The organism is Actinomycetota bacterium (assembly GCA_040881665.1).
In the GTDB taxonomy this organism is placed as follows: domain Bacteria; phylum Actinomycetota; class UBA4738; order UBA4738; family HRBIN12; genus JBBDWR01.
In genome coordinates, this window is record JBBECT010000004.1 from 248000 (window position 1) to 266215 (window position 18216).

Here is an 18216-nt window from a genome sequence, read left to right on the forward strand (position 1 = left end):
AGAACCCGTCAGGCAACGCGAACGGGCGCGCCGAGCTGGAGGAACGCCTGCTCGATCACGAGTCGCTGGTTCAGGTTGAGGTCCTCGGCGAGCGCGGCGCGCGCCTCTTCCACCGCGGCGAGGCCGCCGGCCGCGCCGACGATCGTCTCACCGTCGGGAGCCAGATCGACGTTCAGCAGCGCGTCCGGGCCCGCACCGACCCGGTCCGCGATCCGGTCGCGCAGGATCGCCGAGATCGCCAGCAGGACCCGGTCGACGAAGTCACGTTCCTCTCGGCGCAGGCGCCGGTGGTGACGCGTCTCCAGTCGCTTGATCGCGCCGCGGTAGGCCGCCTCGGGACGACCCTTGTCGTCGAGGAACGGCTCGAGCTCGACGGCGAGCTCCTCTTTCATGTCGGTGCGGCGCCGCTCGGCCGCCTTCAGAACGAGATCGGCGGCAGCGATCGCGCCCGGCGGCCCCGTGGACGCCCGGTCGAGGGCCTCCCGCGCGACGTCGCGGAACCCGAGGCCGTCGGCCCGGGCCATGCGACGCGCCCGTCCGACGTTGCCGCCGGCCAATCGCGCGGCGAGCGTTGCGAGGCTGCGCTCGGTCCCGTCCGCCGCGAGCGTCTCGACGACGAGGTCCTCGGCGAGCGGCGAGAAGGTGACGACGTGACACCGTGACAACACTGTCTCGGGCAGCTCATGCGGCCGCGCGGACATCAACAGGAAGACGCAGGCGGGCGGGGGCTCCTCGAGGACCTTCAGCAGAACGTCGGCTGCGGCGGGGTTCAGCCGGTCGGCCTCGCGGATCACGAAGAGCTTTCGGCCGGGCTCCGGAGGCGTTCGGTAGGCGGGATGCCAGATCTCGTCCCGGACCGTATCGACATGGATGTCACGTCCCTCCGGTTCGACGAGGAACGAGTTCGGATGGCGGTCATCGAGCGCGAGCCGGCAGGCGCGGCAGGTCCCACAGCCGCCGTCGGGGCACAGGAGCGCCGCGGCGAACGCGCGCGCGCCGAGCTGCTTGCCGCTGCCCTCGGGACCGGCGAACACGTATGCGTGGTGGGGACGTTCGGCCGCACCGCGGAGGAACGTCATCGCAGCGTCCTGACCGGGAACGAGATCGAGCACGGGCGGATTCACGACGAATCCTCCGATCGTCCGGGATCGATCTCGCGCTCGGTGACCGGTGTGGGGTCCGGCGCATCCGAAGTCGAAGCGTCGGTGGTTCCGGTGGAGCCGGCCTCGGTCTCGGAAGGGGTCCGGACCTCGTGCGAGGGAACGGGATGGATGTCACCGTCGCCCTGGCGCTCGCCCAACGTCCGGTCGACCGCGTCACGAACGTCGACGAAGACCTCGTCGGGTCCCCGCCCCGCGTCGATCACGACGAACCGCTCGGGGTGTTCCTCGGCGATCTTCAGGAACGCGTCCGCGACCTTGTCGAGGAAGGACGCTCCCTCGGCCTCGATCCGGTCGGCCTCGGCCGTGTCGATCCGGCCGAGACCGATCTCGGGCTCGAGGTGCAGCAGGAGCACGAGATCGGGGAACAACCCCTGCGTTCCCCACACGTTGAGCGAGAGGATGTCCTGCTCGCCGACGCCACGTCCCGCGCCCTGATAGGCGAGGGAGGAATCGATGTACCGGTCGCAGATCACGGTGCGACCTTCGGCGAGCGCGGGCCGCAACACCGTCGACACATGCTGGGCACGACTCGCCGCGAACAGCAGAGCCTCGGTCCGCGGTTCGATCCTGCCGGTCGCCGGATCGAGGACGACATCGCGGACCCGTTCTCCGAGGGCGGTTCCCCCCGGCTCGCGCGTCACCAGGACATCGTGACCCCGTTCGGCCAGGTACGAGCGGAGCATCTCGACCTGGGTTCCCTTGCCGGCACCCTCAACCCCCTCGAACGCGATGAACAACCCCGTGCTCGGCGGACGGATCAGCTTCGGCACGAGGGTGAGTGGCTTCGGGCGGAGTACCCGGAGCCGTCGGAGCCGTCGCCACGTGGTGCCGCCCGCCATCAGTGCCCCCAAGCCGGCGACCCACAGCGCGATCCTCGTTCCGGACAGATCGATGTCCGCCTGTCCGACCTGGATGACTCGCGGCCCGATGATCGCGGCGAGGGACGGGAAGGTCGTGAGCGCCAGGAACAGTGCGAGTCTAGCGACCACGGTGATCGAGCCGAAAGTTCGTCCGCGCATCTCATCGGTGACGTTCTCCTGAAGCAGTGTGTACCCCGTGACCCACATCGTCCCGCAGAATCCGCCGACCCCTACCGTGACCAGGGCGGCGGACGCGATGTTCGGCATGGCCGCGAGCACGAAGAGCGAGGCCGCGGCGCCGATCATCGATCCCGCGAACAACAGATCCTGATCCAGCCGCTTGCCGAACAGGTTGACCGACGCCATCCCCGCGGCCATCCCCACGCCGAACGCGGTCACGAGGATCGGCCAGCCGGCCGCCGACGCTTTCAGCGTGTCGGCGGCGAACACCGGTCCCAGCGAGAGCACCGCACCGACCGCACCGAACGCGAGCACGATGCCGATCGTCATCGTCGACACCAAGGGGTCCTTCGACAGGAACCGCACGCCTTCGAGGATGTCGTGACCGACCTTGCGGAACTGCAAGCCTCGGGCGCGCCCCGCCGCGACGGGTGAGGCGATCGCGATCCGGCTCACCATGAACGCGCTGAACGCGAATGTGCCAGAGTCCAGCCACAGCGCGAGGGACTCGGGGTGGGTCGAGAAGTAGGGGACGCCCGCGCCGAGGAAGTCCGACAGTCCCGCGAGCACCGTTGCGATCGCTCCTCCGATCGGCAGGGTTCCGTACGTCGTGAGCAGACCGATCGAGTTCGCATTCGGCAGCTGCCGACGCGGAACGAGGTGAGGCAGGCTCGCGTCACGAGCAGGCGTCCACAGCAGCGACATGCACTCGATGAAGAACGACAGGACGAAGATCGCCCACAGGTGTCCGACGAACGGCATCGATGCGTACATCAGCCCGCGTCCGACGTCGGCGGTGATCATCAGCTGCTTGCGATCGAGCCGGTCGACGATCGCGCCGGCGAACGGACCGAAGATCAGAGCGGGGAGCATCCGGGCGGTCATCACGGCCGCCACGGCACCCAGCGCCACTCGTTGGGAACCGGCGAGCCGCGCGACGAGCGAGGTGACCGCGACGAACCCGATCCAATCCCCGAGCGAGGACACCGTCATCGCCGCGAGCAGACGGGAGAACGTCGGGGAGGTGAGGAGATCCTTGAGGGTGGCTGACTTCGTCCCGCGGAGGGCGGCAACCTCCTCGGAGATACTGGCCATCAGGCCCCGGGACGCGTCGCCGGCACCTTGTCGGCGGCCTCGGAACCCGCCTCGATCGGGACCGACTCGTCGGCCTCAGCCGGACCCGCCGAGGAGGTCGCGCCGTTGCCACCGGCGACGGTTGTTTCCGCGGTCGTCGTCTTCTGCTTGGCGGTGGCCTTCCTCTTGGCGGTCGTCTTCTTCTTCGTGGCCTTCTTCTTGGCGGTCGTCTTCTTCTTCGTGCTCTTCTTCGTGCTCTTATTCTTCGCGGCCTTCGCCTCGGCGCGCTTGGCACGCGCGGCGTCCTTCGCCGCTCGCCGCTCCGCCTCCGCCTCCGGATCGCCGGACTCGACCACGGTGCCCTCGTCGTCGACGACGCACCCACAGTTCCAGCAACGGGCTCCGCCCTTCGTGGGCGCCTGCTCGAGCATGACCGAGGCGCACTCGGGGCAGGGACGATCGGGCACCGGCGGGTAGCTCGCGGCGAACGTGCAATCCGGGTACCGGCTGCAGGAGTAGAAGGTGCGGTTCCCGCGCGCGCGCTTGGGTACGATCTCGCCCTCGGAGCACTGCGGGCAGGTGACACCGGTGCCGGGAACTTCCTCGCGCTTGATGTAGCGGCAGTCGGGATAGCCCGAGCACCCGACGAACGGACCGAATCTGCCGACCTTCTTCGTCAGCTGCTTCCCGCATTCGGGGCAGGTCTCGTCGAGCATCTCCGGTTCCGGGCGTTCGGTGCCGTCCATGTTGCGGATGTAGGAGCAGTCGGGGTACTTGTCGCACCCGATGAACTTGCCGTACCGCCCCAGCTTCACGATCAGGTTCCCGGGCTCGCGACCTTCGGTCGGGCACTTCGGGCACTTCTCGTCGAGCTGCTGCTCGAACCGCTTGATCTCGTCCTCGTTCTTCTCGAGCAGCCGCTCGAAGGGACCGTAGAACTCGTCGAGCACCTGCGTCCAGCCGAGCTTGCCTTCGGCGATGTCGTCGAGCTCGTCCTCCATCTTGGCCGTGAAGCGCACATCGACGATGTCGGGGAAGAACTCGACGAGGAGGTCGGTGACGACCTCGCCGACGTCCTCGGGGAAGAACCGCCGGTCCTCGAGGCGCACGTACTCGCGGTCGCGGATCGTCGACAGGGTGCTGGCGTACGTCGAGGGGCGGCCGATCCCCTGCTCCTCGAGGGTCTTGACGAGTGAGGCCTCGGTGAACCGCGGCGGTGGCTGGGTGAAGTGCTGTTCGGGAAGCACTTCGAGCATCCGGAGCAGTTGCTCGGCGGTGAGCGCCGGAAGCATCGCCTCGGCGTCCTCGTCGACCGCATCGTCGCGGCCCTCGAAGTACACCCGCCGGAACCCGTCGAAGAGCAGCTGCTGCCCGGTCGCGCGCAGCACGTAGACGGAGCCGTCCGTCGTCGCGGTGGCCTCGATGTCGACCGACAGCTGCTTGAAGCGAGCTTCGGCCATCTGCGAAGCGACCGTGCGCTGCCAGATCAGGCGGTAGAGCTTCATCTGGTTCGCGTCGAGCGCGGACGACACCCGCTGCGGGGTGCGGAGCACCGACGTCGGGCGGATCGCCTCGTGCGCCTCCTGCGCGCCGCGTTGCTTCTTCTTGTACCGGCGCGGTTCCCCAAGCGTGTAGGCGTCGCCGTAGTCGTTCTTGACGAGCTCGGCGATCTCCCGGAGCGCGGTCTCGGCGATCGTGACCGAGTCGGTTCGGTGGTAGCTGATCAAACCGACCTGGCCCTCGCCGGGTAGGTTGATCCCTTCGTAGAGCTGCTGAGCCAGCCGCATCGTCTGCCGCGTGCTGAATCCGAGCTTGCGCGCCGCCTCCTGCTGGAGGGTGGACGTGGTGAACGGTGGGGAGGGCGACCGCTTCCGCTCGGACTCGCGGACCTCGCGAACGCGGTACGCGGCGTCCTGGAGTCTGTCGACGTGGGTCTGGGCCGCCGTCACGTCGGCGAGATGGATGCCCTTCTTGTCGGGGCTCGCGGCGAGCTTGCCCCCGGGGATCTCGATCAGCTTCGCGAGGAACGGGGCCTGCTCGTCCGGCGCGCCCTCCGGGGTGAGCCGGACCTCGACGCTCCAGTACTCGACCGGAGTGAACGCCCGGATCGCCCGCTCGCGCTCCACGATCAGCCGCACGGCGACCGACTGCACGCGGCCGGCCGACAGCCCAGGCCGCACCTTGCGCCACAGGATCGGTGAGATCCGGTAACCGACGAGTCGGTCGAGGATCCGCCGGGCCTGTTGCGCTTCGACGAGACGCAGATCGACGGTGCGCGGGTGCCGGAACGCGTCCAGGATCGCGTCCTTGGTGATCTCGGTGAAGGTCACCCGCTGGGTGGCGTCGATCGGGAGCTGCAGGAGCTCGGCGACGTGGAACGCGATCGCCTCGCCCTCGCGGTCGTAGTCGGTTGCGAGCACGACTGCGTCGGCGCGCTTCTGGGCGGCCCGCAGCTCTCGGACCGCCTTCTCCGAGTTCTCGGGCACGACGTATTCGGGCTCGAACCCATGATCGGGATCGACGCCCAGCTTGCTCTTGGGGAGGTCGCGGATGTGCCCGTACGAGGCTCGGACCGTGTAGTCGGAGCCCAAGTAGCGCTCCAGGGTCTTCGCCTTGGTGGGCGACTCCACGACGACGAGCGTCTTCGGCATGAAGCGTTCCTTTACCGGCGTGGGGTGGAAAGGTGTGGTGAGCCGGTCTCGGCGGCCCACGGTACCAGCACCCGTGTCACGGGGAGCCGAAGGGGCTCGAGGCCGGACCCGGGCGACGGACCGTGGCCTCTTGAACGACCCTCGGGGACAGCTCTATTCCCGAGGGGGCCCTGGAACCCCTCTGACCAGCGCCGATGCCGACGACAGGTACCCGGTCGGCCGGACCTGCGATCCGCCCGCCCGGGGCCGATCTCGATCGTGTCCCGGTTCGGTCACAGCCACCGGAGGTGCCGGGACCCGCTGGTAGGCTCGCCGAACCCCCGGACCCGACCCCTTCGGAGCCCCGTGTTCGACGCGATCGTCCATTTCATGACCGACGAGGTGGCCCGGTACGGGTACCTCGCGGTGTTCGTGCTCATGGTGCTCGAGTCCGCCTGCGTCCCGGTGCCGAGCGAGGTCACGATGCTGTTCGGTGGGGCGCTCGCGAGCGTGGGGTTCGCGGCCCCCGGGCAGGAGCTCGACCTCGTCTGGGTTGCGCTCTGGGGAACGTTCGGCAACCTGGTCGGTTCCTGGATCGCCTATGCCGCCGGGTCATGGGGGGGACGACCCCTGTTCGATCGGTTCGGCAAGTACCTGCTGATCCGCCAGCACGAGCTCGACAAGGCGCACGACTGGTTCGAGCGATACGGCGAAGCGGCGGTGTTCTTCTCCCGGCTGCTGCCGGTGATCCGCACCTTCATCTCCTTGCCGGCCGGCGTGGTCCGCATGAACTTCTGGAAGTTCACCCTTTACACAGTGCTCGGCTGCCTGCCGTGGACCTTCGCTCTCGCGTGGGTCGGCTACGAGATGGGGGCCCGGTGGGAGACCGTCGACCGGATCATGCGACCGATCTCCCTGGGCCTCGCGGTCGTTTTCGGCATCCTCCTGGTCTGGTTCGTGGTCCGCCGGGTCCGACAGGTGCGTGCCGACGCGGCCACGCCCCGATAGCCGGGCCACGGGAGGGTTTGCATCCCCCCTCGGGGATGGGAATGTTCAACAGATGCGCCCACCGACCCGATGGCCGATCGTGCAGCGGGCGATGGAGCTGTCCCCCGTCCGCCTCGCGGTCGCCGTCGTTCGGCGCGGCGGCGACGATCTGATCGGACCGCGTTCGGCGGGACTGGCGTTCTACGGGTTCCTCTCCCTGTTCCCGTTGCTGCTCCTCGGCCTCTCGGTGCTCGGGTTCGTCCTCGACGACGCTCAGGTGCGGGAATGGTCGGCGAGGATCGGGGAGGCGATCCCCGGCCTCGAGGCGCTCGTCGGGCGCAACCTCGAGACGTTGATCCGGGCCCGGGCGAGGATCGGGCTCCTGGGTCTGGTGTCGTTGTTGTGGGCCGCGGGAGGCGGGATCGGCGCCCTGCAGCGCGGCTTCGGCGCGATCTTCCGCGTGCCGGATCCGGGCTTCCTCCGGGCACGGCTCGCGGTGCTGCCGGCGGTGGTGATCCTGGGACTGCTCGGACTCGCTGCGATCACCGTGACCTCGGCCATCATGACCGTTCGGATCGGCGGGGCGTTCGCCGTGCCCACCAGGATCCTCACGCTGGTCGTGGCCTCGTGCGTCGCCGGCGGTGTGATCGCCCTCGCCTACTACCTGTTGACACCCGGTCGGTCACTTCCCCTGCGCGCGCACCTGCCCGGCGGTGCGCTGGGAGCGGTGGCGTGGACGGGACTGACCCTGCTCGGGAGCTGGTATGTGACCCGGGTGGTCGCGCAGAGCTCGGCGCTCTACGGCTCGATCGGCGCCGTCTTCGGACTGCTCGTCCTCCTGCAGCTGGCCGCGACGGCGGCCCTGTACGGAGCGGAGCTGTCCGCGGTCGTCGTCGAACGCCGACGTGGTGCGTCGCTGGGTGCGCCACCGCCCCCCGACGAAGCTACCTAGCTCCCCTTGCCGGTCGGACGCACGTCGGCGTCCGGAGCTTGGCGGCCCGCGCCGTCGGAGCGCTTCTCGAGCACGAACGGAACGCTCGAGAGAACCGCGCGCGGTTCATAGAGCAGCATCCGCTTGACGAACAGCGCGTTCTGGTTGTGCAGGAGCATGTGACGCCAGGTCGGGACGACGAACTCCGGGATGATCACGGCGCAGACGGTGTCCTCACGGACGGTGAAGCGGCGGACCTCCTCCTGCATCGGCTCGGTCAGATCGCGGAACGGCGCCTCGACGATATCGAGCGGGATGTCCAGGCCCTTCTCCGCCCACTCTTCGATCAGTCCGTGACTGACCTCGGAGTCGAGATCGAAGTACACCGCGCGGGTCTCGTTCGCATCGAGCGAGCGCGCGTAGTTGACCGCGCGGACGGTCGCGTCATGGACGGCCGAGACGAACACGAGCGCGACCGTGCGCTGGGGGATCAACGAGCGGGGCGTCGTCGCCGACGCCCGGTCGTCGGCGGCGACGGGCACGTCCGCGACGACGACGTTCGGCTCGCGGAGCAATCCCGCCTTGAGTCGGATCACCCGTCGGGCCCGGAGCAGATAGCCGAGGAGCCCCCCGGTCACGAGCTCGGGGATCACGATCGTGACGAAGTCCTCGGGTTCCCTCGCCACCCGTTTGAGCTCGCGGCGCATCGCGACGAGCAGGTCGTCCTTCTCGACACGGAGCCCCTCGATCGGCGGTGGATCGGCGAGGGCGAACTCGCGCCATCGCTGCCGGACGTCCGCCGGCACCTCGCCGGTGGGCGACGGGAACAGCACCCGGAACGACGCCGGACGGGAGGCGCGCACGTACCCGATCGCCTCGGCCGCTGCCGCGTCGAGATCGCGGATCAGCAGCAGAACGTGGTTGCGACCGTCGGCACCGACGCGCACCGCACCCCGGCGGAGCTGCAGCTTCACCGACTCGTAGTGCCGGTTCACGGACAGCAGCACGGGCACGAGCATCGCCATCGCGAGGATCGAGAGCCAGGCGCCGCCCGCGAACTTCGTGACGGTCACGACGACGAGGACGACGGTCGTCGTGACGCACCCGACCGCGTTGATCACGAGCGCGCGCCTCCACGCCGGATCCGCAGCCACGCCCTTGTCTCGCTCGCGTAACCAATGGACCACCATCCCGCCCTGCGACAACGAGAACGAGGTGAAGACCCCCACGACGTACATCTGGATCACGCGCGTCAGATCGGCATCGAACGCGTAGATCACGAGGCTCGCGAGCACACCCAGGCCGATGACCCCGTTCGAGAACACCAGACGGTCCCCACGGTTCATGAACTGGCGCGGCATGAATCGATCGCGCGCGAGGATCGCCGACAATCGGGGAAAGTCCTGGTAGGCCGTGTTCGCCGCGAGGATCAGGATCAACGCGGTGAACACGAGCACGATGTAGAACCCGGCGCCGCCCCCGAACACCGCGAACGCGATCTGCCCCACGACGGTGCGCTCATCGGAGACCGTCACGTTGCCGATGTGGGTCGCCAGCCATGAGATCGCGAGGAACATCGTGATCGCGATCCCCCCCATCCACAGCAGGGTGTCGGCGGCGTTCTTCGCCTGGGGCCGCCGGAAGGCCTGCACCCCGTTCGAGATCGCCTCGACCCCGGTGAGCGCCGTCGATCCCGACGAGAAGGCCTTGAGGATCACGAACAACCCGACCGCACCGCCTCCGGCGGCGAGATGATGCTCGGCCTCCACGATCTCGGTCGGCGGACAGCCCCCGACACACTGCGCGAGCCCGGCGACCGCCATCGCCCCGATCGCGACGATGAAGCCGTAGGTCGGGATCGCGAACAGGACGCCCGACTCTTTCGATCCCCGCAGGTTCGCCAGTGTCACCAACGCTATGAACGCGATCGCCATGGGCACGCGCTGATCGCGGAGGCTCGGCACGGCGGAGGTGATCGCGTAGACCCCGGCGGTGATCGAGACCACGACCGTCAGCATGTAATCGACCAGCAGCGCGGACGCGGCAACCAACCCCGGGAACATGCCGAGGTTCGCCTTGCTCACGATGTAGGCACCACCACCGGAGGGGTACGCGTGGATCGTCTGCCGGTACGAGCTGATCACCACGACCATCAGCACCGAAACCGCGATCGAGATCGGGATCGTCAGGTGCTTGGAGAGGGCGCTTGCCGTGAGCAGCACGATGAGGATCTCCTCCGTCGCGTAGGCGACCGAGGAGAGCGCGTCCGAGGCGAAGACGGGCAGCGCGAGCCGCTTCGGAAGCAACGTGTGTTCCAGCTTGCCGCTGGAGAACGCACGGCCGAGGAGGAGCCGCTTGACCACCTCGGCACGGGGCGCGCGGCCGCCGGTCGGCGGTCCGGTCGAGGTCGTGGCCATGAGGCCAACGATGCTACGAGGTTCCCGCTGCCCCGAGCGGCCGTTCCACGCGCGACCTCGCGCCCTCCGCCCCGAGATGGAAGGGAACGCTCGTGACCACGACATGCGGCTCGAACAGCAGCAGCCGCTTTATGTAGAGGCCGGTCTGATTGTGGAGCAGGTGCTCCCACCACCGATCGACCACGAACTCGGGGATCACCACACTGACCACCGTGTCGCCACGCGCCGTATGCCGGCGCACCTCTTCCAGCAAGGGCGGGCCCAGGTCGCGGAACGACGCATCCACGATCGCGAGCGGGACGTCGATCCTGGCCCCCGTCCACGCCTCGGAGATCGCGGGGATCTCCTCCGGACCTCCTGCGGCGAAGTACACCGCGAGCAGCTCGGTCGAATGGAGCCCACGCGCGTAGACGACCGCGCGGAGCGTCGCGTCGTGCACCGCCGAGACGGGGACCAGCACGACGCTCCGGCGGGGCTCGAGCGGCCGGTCGGACTCGGCTTCGGCCGCCTCGAGATCAGCTGGCAGCAGCGGGACGTCGGTGACGACGATCCCCGGTTCGAACAGCAGCCGGGCCTTCAACCAGAGTGCCCGTCGCTGGTGCGCGAACTGGAACCACGAGGGGGTCCCGAGCCGCTCGGGGATCACGACCGTCACGAAATCGCCTTCGGTCCGGGGGAGCTGGGCCAGGTATCGTCGGAGCGACCGCGCGACGTGGGCACCGCCTCCCGGCAACAGATCGAGCTTGCCGAACCGTGGCGCGACCTCGACCCAGCGCACGGTGGCTTCTTCGTACCCCTCGGGGTCACCCGTGTAGACGGCCACGACGCTCTGGGGGCGCAGTGCCCGGAGGTAGCCGACCGCGTGCGTCGTTTCTGGACCGAGAGCGGACACGAGGAGGACGAAGGTGTTCGCGGCGTCGTCGGACGCGCGGACGCGCCCAGCCCGAAGCACCCGGCCGACCCGGCCGTAGTGGCGATTGACGAACCAGAAGAAGCCCACGATCACCGGCATCGCCGCGATCACGATCCACGCCCCGCGCGCGAACTTCGTGATCGTGACGATCACCAGGACCACCCCCGTGGTCACCGCCCCGATGCCGTTCACGAGTGCGCTTCGCCTCCAGCCGGGCTCGCGCAACCGGAACCAGCGGCGCACCATGCCGGCCTGCGACAGCGTGAAGGCCGAGAACACGCCGACGACATACAGCTGGATCAACCGCGTGAGGTTCGCGTCGAACACGTAGACGAGCACCATCGCGAGCACCGTGAGAACGATCACCCCGTTGGAGAACACGAGCCGGTCGCCGCGGTTGCGGAACTGCGAGGGCATGAATCGGTCGCGGGCCAGGATCGCGGACAACCGGGGGAAGTCCTGGAACGCCGTGTTGGCCGCGAGGAACAGGATGCCCGCAGTGAACGCCTGCAGCGCGATGAACATGCCGCCGCCGCCGAAGACCGTGTCGCCGATCTGCGCCAGGACCGACTGCGCCGACTCCTCGGTGACCCGGACATCGAGCTGGCGCGCGAGGAAGGTGATGCCGGTGAACATCGTGATGCTGATGGCCGCCATGACACCGAGCGTCGTGGCGGCATTGCGCGCCTGAGGACGGCGGAACGCCTGCACGCCGTCGGCGATCGCCTCGACCCCGGTCAGTGCCGTCGCACCCGACGAGAACGCACGCAGCACGAGGAACAGGGACAGGGCAGACACGTCCTCGAGTTCGAGGTGAGAGCTCGCCGCCGTCCGACACTCGGACACGCACTGGATCAGGCCGGTCGCCAGCGTGATCCCGACGAAGAGCACGAACCCGTACGTCGGAGCCGCGAACAGGACCCCGGACTCCCTCGTTCCGCGCAGGTTCAGCAACGCGATCAGCGTCACGAACGCGAACGCGAGCAGCACGCGATGGTCGTCCACGGTCTCGACCGCGGAGGCGACCGCGATCGTTCCGGCGGTCACACTGACGGCGACCGTGAGGACGTAATCGATCAGGATCGACGCCGCCGCGATCAACCCCGGCAGGGTTCCGAGGTTCTCCTTCGAGACGATGTACGAACCTCCGCCCCGTGGGTAGGCGCGCACGGTCTGGCGGTAGGAGGTCACGACGATCGCAAGCAGCAACGCGATCGCGAATCCGATCGGCAGCATCAGCGAAAGGGCACCCGCGCCCGCCAACACCAGGACGAGCATCATCTCCTCGGTGGCGTAGGACACCGAGGAGAGCGGGTCCGAGGAGAACACCGGCAGCGCGACCGACTTCGGCAACAGCTGGTGTTCGGCCTTGTCGGTCGACAGCGCGCGGCCGACGAGCATCCGTTTCAGGCGAGCCATGTCTGGCGGATCGTAGGCGGGTCGCGGCGAGATCGGAAGGAGGCGATGCGGTGGATCCGGGGCCGGACACAGGACCCTCCGGGCAGTAGGCTGCCCCGGTCATGAAGGCGGTCATCATGGGATGCGGTCGTGTCGGGATCCTGCTCACGCAGGAGCTCGTGAAGGCGGGCAACGACGTCGCGGTCGTCGACAAGCGAGCCGAGGCCTTCGACCGACTCCCGCCGGGGTTCGAGGCCAAGAAGGTCGTCGGGATGGGATTCGATCGCGCGACGCTGATCGAGGCCGGGATCGAGGACGCCGACGCCTTCGTCGCGGTCTCCAGCGGAGACAACTCGAACATCGTCTCGGCGCGCGTCGCCCGGGAGCATTTCCACGTCCCCCAAGTGATCGCACGGATCTTCGATCCGATGCGCGCCGAGATCTACGAGCGCCTGAACATCCCCACGGTCGCGACGACGAAGTGGGGCGTCAAGCAGGTGATGCTGATGCTCACCCACCCCCGGGAGGAGATCAAGGAGAGCCTCGCGGGAGGCGACCTGTACCGTCTGCGTCTCAAGGTTCCTCCCCATCTGGCGGGCAAGGCGGTGGACACCCTGCAGGCGGAGGGACGCATCCTCGTCGTCGGCGTCGACCGCGGGGGAACGGGTTTCATCCCCGTGCCTACGAGCACGTTCCAGGATGGCGACTACACGGCGCTGATCGTCCACAAGGACGCGATGGACGAGCTCGACGAGCTGTTGACCCCGATCGGAGACCACTGATGTTCGTCGTGATCTCCGGTGCCGGAGCGGTCGGACGCCATCTGGCCGGCGATCTCGCGAAACGCGACCACCAGGTCACGCTGATCGAGCAGGATCCGGGCACGCTCGAACGAGCGCGCGAATGGGCTCCCGGCGTCGACCTGCTACTGGGCGACTCGTGCGAGCCCTGGGTGCTCCAGAAGGCGAACCTCGCGACCGCCGACGTCGTGGTCGCCGCGACCGGTGACGACGAGGACAACCTCGTGACCTCATTGCTCGCGAAGCAGGAGTTCGGCGTCCCCCGCGTGCTCGCCCGCGTGAACCATCCGAGCAACGAATGGCTCTTCACGAGCCAGTGGGGCGTGGACGCCGCGGTCTCCCCTCCCCACATCCTGACGGCGATGGTCGAGGAGGCCGTCACCGTGGGCGATCTCGTCAGGCTGCTCCGGCTCGAAGGCGGCCGGGTCTCGCTCGTCGAGCTCCGCCTGCCCGACGACGCACCGAACGCCGGGAAGGCGATCTACGAGCTCCGGCTGCCGACCGACAGCGCGATCGTCGCCGTGCTGCGCGAGGGACACGTGGTGATCCCGCAGCCCGAGACCGTGCTCGCTGCGGGCGACGAGATCGTGGCGATCTCCAGCCCGGGCGCCGAGGGCCTGCTGCGCGATGCGGTCGCCGGCGTGGGCGCATCCGGTTCGTCGCCGCCGAGCGAGCGCGGCTCGAGCGGCATACTCTGAGCGTCGGGTTCGTTCCGTTCGACCCGATTATGCCGGAGGACCGTTCCCGTTCCCGTTCCCGTTCCCGCCCGCATGGGACGAACCCCCGGCGTTGGATGACCCGCCGGCGTTGGAGCTGCCGCCACCGGCCCAGGGAGGAGGACCGCCTCCAGCGGAAGCTCCCGGCCCGCCGTTCCCGTTCCCGCCGCCGTTCGCCTTCGCTTCGTTACGCTCCTGCTTGCGCTCGAGGTTCTCGCGCAGGCGTTCGAGCGCGCGCTCGAGACCGGGGTTCGGATGGTCCTCGTAGTTCGCCTCGACACGGCAGATCGCGTTCTCGAGTCCGGTGAGCCCCTCGCACGCCTCGAACCGGGTGTCGCCCTCATCGGTCGGGTCGTCGGTGGGCGTCTCGGTCGGCTCCGGAGAGGGATCGACCGTGGGGTCGGGTGACGGTGTCGCCGTCGTCGTGGGAGAAGGATCGACCGTGGGGTCGGCTGTGGGGCTGACCGAGGGCGAAGGAGACGGACCGGGGCTCGGCTGCTCACCCAACCCCTCGAAGGCGCCGTCCGCGTAGGCCGCCGCACCGAGCATGAGAACGAGCACGACCGACATCGCGATCGTGCGCGCTCCTCCGAAGGACCCGGCGCGACCCATGCGGTAGTCATCGCCCGTTCGCGCGCCCCGCTTGAGCGCACCCCCATCCACCTGCAGCGATGCGACCCCGGAGGCGTGAGCTGCGCCGTCGGATCGGGGAGCTTCAGGCGGCGAACTCGAAGGTCGGATTCACGATCCGTCGGCCCCCGGGTGCCTCGCCGAGCACACCACGGAGCACGACCCGCGTTCCGAGGTTGAGGCCGGGGATCACCCGGCGTCCCATCCAGACGACGGTGACCTCCCCGGTTCCGTCAAAGACGAGCGCCTCCAGCGTCTCGCCGCCCTGCGCGGGAACCACCGTGATCCGCCGCACGACCCCGGCGACGGTGACCGGTTCGCGGCTGGGGCAATCCGCGAGTCGGATGCTTCCGGGAACGGAGTCGGCCCAGCCGCGGATCTCCGCGGCCAGACGGTCTTCGTCGGTCTCGGTGAGTCCGGTGCGTAGGCGGTCGAACAATCCCATCGCGCCGACCGGCCCGCGGCTACGCGGAGGCCGGCTCCTTCTCGGGGTCGGGCTCGACCATCGACTCGGTCTTCATCGACTTCGAGTACCAGATCATGCCGCCGACGATGACCGCGGCCACGACGGCGATCGTGATCCGTGCAAAGGTGTCGTCGGCCATGCTCACCACGAGGGGCGCCAACAGCAGCGCGACGAGGTTCATCACCTTGATCAGCGGATTCAGCGCCGGACCGGCGGTGTCCTTGAAGGGGTCCCCCACCGTGTCGCCGATCACCGCCGCCTTGTGCGCCTCGCTGTTCTTCCCGCCGTAGTGGCCTTCCTCGATGAACTTCTTCGCGTTGTCCCACGCACCGCCCGAATTCGAGAGCATCACCGCGAGCAGCTGCCCGGTGAGGATCGAGCCGGCGAGGAACGCCCCGAGCGCCTCGGCGCCGAGGAGGAACCCGGCGATCACCGGCGAGAGCACGGCCAGGATGCCGGGCGTCATGAGCTCGCGCAGGGAGGTTCTCGTACAGATGTCGACGACACGCGCGTATTCCGGCTTCTCGGTGTAGTCCATGATCCCGGGGTGTTCGCGGAACTGCTTGCGAACCTCGACCACCACCTGCGCGGCGGCACGGCCGACGGCCCGGATCGCGAGCGAGGAGAACAGGAACGCGACCGATCCGCCGAGGAGCAGCCCGACGAGCACGTCCGGATGGTCGATCCGGATGCCGGCGAACGACAAGCCTGCGGCGCGCAGCTCCTCTTCGAACGACCCGAACAGGGAGGTGGCCGCGATCACCGCGGTCGCGATCGCCATGCCCTTGGTGATCGCCTTCGTGGAGTTCCCGACCGCGTCGAGACCACCGAGGATCTCCGCGGGCCGGCCCTCGAACTCACCGGACATCTCCGCGATGCCCTGCGCGTTGTCCGAGACCGGTCCATAGGTGTCCATCGACACGATCACGCCGACCGTGGTGAGCATGCCCATGCCGGTCAGCGAGATGAAGTAGAGCGCCTCGGCCGTGCTGTCGCCGAGCAGGAACGCCGCCATGATCGTGCCGGCGATGATCAGGATCGACCACACGGTCGACTCCAGGCCGGTCGCGAACCCCGACAGGATCGTCGTCGCCGGGCCGGTCCGCGTAGCCTCGGCGATCTCCTGCACCGGCTTGAACTTCGTGTCGGTGAAGTACTGGGTCAGCACCTGGATGATCGACGCGAGGATCAGGCCGAACGCGACGGCGATCGCCGGCTTGAGCGAGTCCATGTAGACGGCGGACACGGCGAACACGGCGATCGCCGACAGCACCGCCGAGATGAAGAAGCCACGGTTGATCGCCTTCATGCCGTGCTCTTCCTCGCTCCGCGGCGAGACGGCGAGGATGCCGATGATCGAGGTCACCACGCCGATCGCGCGAACGAACAGCGGGAACATCACGCCGATGATCGCGCCCTCGGGCGAGCCCGCGAAGGCCGCCGCGCCCAGGATCAACGACGCCACGAGCGTGACCTCGTAGGACTCGAACAGGTCGGCCGCCATCCCGGCGCAGTCGCCGACGTTGTCGCCGACGTTGTCCGCGATCGTCGCGGCGTTGCGAGGGTCGTCCTCGGGGATGCCCTTCTCCACCTTGCCGACCAGGTCCGCACCTACGTCGGCCGCCTTCGTGAAGATGCCGCCGCCGACGCGCATGAACATCGCCAGCAGGGCGCCACCGAAGCCGAACCCGACCAGCACTGCCGTCGCGTCCTGCCGGAAGATCAGCAGGATCGCGGTCGCACCGAGAAGCCCGAGCCCGACCGTGAACATCCCGGCGACGCCGCCCGTCCGGAACGCGATCCGGAGCGCGCGGCGCAGGCCGCTTTCACGCGCGGCATTGGCGACGCGGACGTTCCCCCGGACCGCGAGCCACATGCCGGCATAGCCGGTGATCGCCGAGAACCCGGCGCCGAGGACGAACGCCAACGACCGACCGAAGCGGATCACGAACTCCGAATGCGCCGAATCCTCGGAGACCGGCAGGATGAAGAACAGCACGACCGCGAGGATCCCGAGGAACACCCCCACCGTTCGGAACTGACGGGAGAGGTAGGCGCTGGCACCCTCCTGGATCGCCGTGGCGATCTCCCGCATCGTCGGGGTGCCCTCCGGCGCCGCAAGCACCTCGCGCACGAGGTAGTACGCGAATACGAGGGCGACCAGGGAGATCCCCAGGATCACCCACAGCCAGGTGGTCTCGAACGACGTAAAGACCGCGTCGATCGGCCCACCTTCGGCGGCCAGGAACATGGATCCTCCTTGGAGATGAAGAGTCGGGTGAACGTGTCGGCGCTGCTCAGGACGCGAGCAGTATAGAGAGAACGCTCCCCACCCGACCGGACCGCCGCGGTGCCGGGCCCGCGTCAGGGAAGGTCGCCGCGGTACCCGGGGCCACCGGGAACCGCGGTCAGCGACCAGGCCTCGCCGTCGTGCCGGAGATCGACGATCCCGCCCGTGACCAGGGGAAACGCCCAGAATCCCTCCTCGGGGATCCCGGCGATCCGCGTCACGAGCACGCGGATCGGCACATCGTGCGACACGGCGACCGCGGGGGACGGACCCGCGCGCAGCCGATCGAGCGCCGCCAGCGCCCGTTCCTCGACGTCGGTCATCGGTTCCCCGCCGGGAGGTACGAACGAGCGAGGCGCGTTCCGCAGGCGTCCGAACACCTCGTCGTCGTCGGCCCGAGCCTCGTCGTAGGTCCGTCCCTCCCACCGGCCGTAGTCGATGTCCGCCAGCCCTGGCTCGACCCCCACGGTGAGATCGCGCCCGGCCGCGACGGCGGCCGCCGTCTGCTGCGCGCGGCGCAGGGGGCTGGCCGTGACGATCGCGATCGCCTCGGAGGCCAGCGCATCGGCGGCGCGCGTTGCGTCGACGCGGCCTTGGTCGTCGAGCTCAGGATCCTGATGGCCTCGGAAGCGGCCTTGCGCGTTGAGCGCGGTCCGACCGTGTCGCACGAGATGGAGCACCGTCATCGCGAGGACGATAGTCTCCCGTCCGGACGTGCGCACGACCGAGGTCGGGAGTCGTGACGCTCGCAGCGGCCGAAG

General features: G+C 68.8%; 13 protein-coding genes. 4 read left to right on the plus strand and 9 right to left on the minus strand.

Going from position 1 to position 18216, the window contains the following annotated elements; genetic code table 11:
• Nucleotides 1–8: 8 nt before the first annotated feature.
• The 3 genes from WEF05_02160 to topA are packed head-to-tail and all read right to left on the minus strand — an operon-like array spanning nt 9 to nt 5928.
• The gene (locus WEF05_02160) at nt 9–1124 is read right to left on the minus strand and encodes a DNA polymerase III subunit (protein MEX1100704.1); all 1116 of its coding nucleotides are present in this window, start codon (nt 1122–1124) and stop codon (nt 9–11) included.
• Nucleotides 1121–3298 (minus strand): dTMP kinase, encoded by a 2178-nt coding sequence (gene tmk / locus WEF05_02165; protein ID MEX1100705.1) that lies wholly within the window; start codon nt 3296–3298, stop codon nt 1121–1123. Before tmk ends, WEF05_02160 begins: the two co-directional genes overlap by 4 nt.
• The gene (gene topA / locus WEF05_02170; GenBank protein ID MEX1100706.1) at nt 3298–5928 is read right to left on the minus strand and encodes a type I DNA topoisomerase; all 2631 of its coding nucleotides are present in this window, start codon (nt 5926–5928) and stop codon (nt 3298–3300) included. The genes tmk and topA overlap by 1 nt, the downstream gene beginning before the upstream one ends.
• A gap of 369 nt (nt 5929–6297) precedes the next feature.
• Here topA and WEF05_02175 point away from each other — a divergent pair, with 369 nt between their 5' ends.
• Together WEF05_02175 and WEF05_02180 are read left to right on the plus strand one after the other, a co-directional pair.
• The gene (locus WEF05_02175) at nt 6298–6915 is read left to right on the plus strand and encodes a DedA family protein (protein ID MEX1100707.1); all 618 of its coding nucleotides are present in this window, start codon (nt 6298–6300) and stop codon (nt 6913–6915) included.
• A 52-nt stretch (nt 6916–6967) separates the two neighbouring features.
• Nucleotides 6968–7846, plus strand: a complete 879-nt coding sequence (locus WEF05_02180; GenBank protein MEX1100708.1) for a YihY/virulence factor BrkB family protein — start codon at nt 6968–6970, stop codon at nt 7844–7846.
• Here WEF05_02180 and WEF05_02185 read toward each other — a convergent pair.
• Together WEF05_02185 and WEF05_02190 are read right to left on the minus strand one after the other, a co-directional pair.
• On the minus strand, nt 7843–10242 hold the full coding sequence (locus WEF05_02185) for an APC family permease (GenBank protein ID MEX1100709.1): 2400 nt from the start codon (nt 10240–10242) through the stop codon (nt 7843–7845). The two genes, WEF05_02180 and WEF05_02185, sit on opposite strands and share 4 nt — an antisense overlap.
• Nucleotides 10243–10255: 13 nt before the next feature.
• On the minus strand, nt 10256–12574 hold the full coding sequence (locus WEF05_02190; protein MEX1100710.1) for an APC family permease: 2319 nt from the start codon (nt 12572–12574) through the stop codon (nt 10256–10258).
• A gap of 101 nt (nt 12575–12675) precedes the next feature.
• Here WEF05_02190 and WEF05_02195 point away from each other — a divergent pair, with 101 nt between their 5' ends.
• The gene (locus WEF05_02195; GenBank protein MEX1100711.1) at nt 12676–13335 is read left to right on the plus strand and encodes a TrkA family potassium uptake protein; all 660 of its coding nucleotides are present in this window, start codon (nt 12676–12678) and stop codon (nt 13333–13335) included.
• Nucleotides 13335–14051, plus strand: coding sequence for a TrkA family potassium uptake protein (locus WEF05_02200; protein MEX1100712.1), 717 nt, complete (start codon nt 13335–13337; stop codon nt 14049–14051). Before WEF05_02195 ends, WEF05_02200 begins: the two co-directional genes overlap by 1 nt.
• Nucleotides 14052–14078: 27 nt before the next feature.
• Here the strand turns inward: WEF05_02200 and WEF05_02205 are convergent, their stop codons facing one another.
• The 4 genes from WEF05_02205 to WEF05_02220 all read right to left on the minus strand — a co-directional run bounded on the left by WEF05_02205 (nt 14079) and on the right by WEF05_02220 (nt 18141).
• Complete coding sequence (locus tag WEF05_02205; protein MEX1100713.1) at nt 14079–14732, minus strand: hypothetical protein; 654 nt, start codon at nt 14730–14732, stop codon at nt 14079–14081.
• Nucleotides 14733–14784: 52 nt separating this feature from the next.
• Nucleotides 14785–15144, minus strand: a complete 360-nt coding sequence (locus WEF05_02210) for an OB-fold nucleic acid binding domain-containing protein (GenBank protein ID MEX1100714.1) — start codon at nt 15142–15144, stop codon at nt 14785–14787.
• Between the two features lie 19 nt (nt 15145–15163).
• The gene (locus tag WEF05_02215; GenBank protein MEX1100715.1) at nt 15164–17416 is read right to left on the minus strand and encodes a sodium-translocating pyrophosphatase; all 2253 of its coding nucleotides are present in this window, start codon (nt 17414–17416) and stop codon (nt 15164–15166) included.
• Between the two features lie 113 nt (nt 17417–17529).
• On the minus strand, nt 17530–18141 hold the full coding sequence (locus WEF05_02220) for a histidine phosphatase family protein (GenBank protein MEX1100716.1): 612 nt from the start codon (nt 18139–18141) through the stop codon (nt 17530–17532).
• Nucleotides 18142–18216 lie beyond the last annotated feature (75 nt).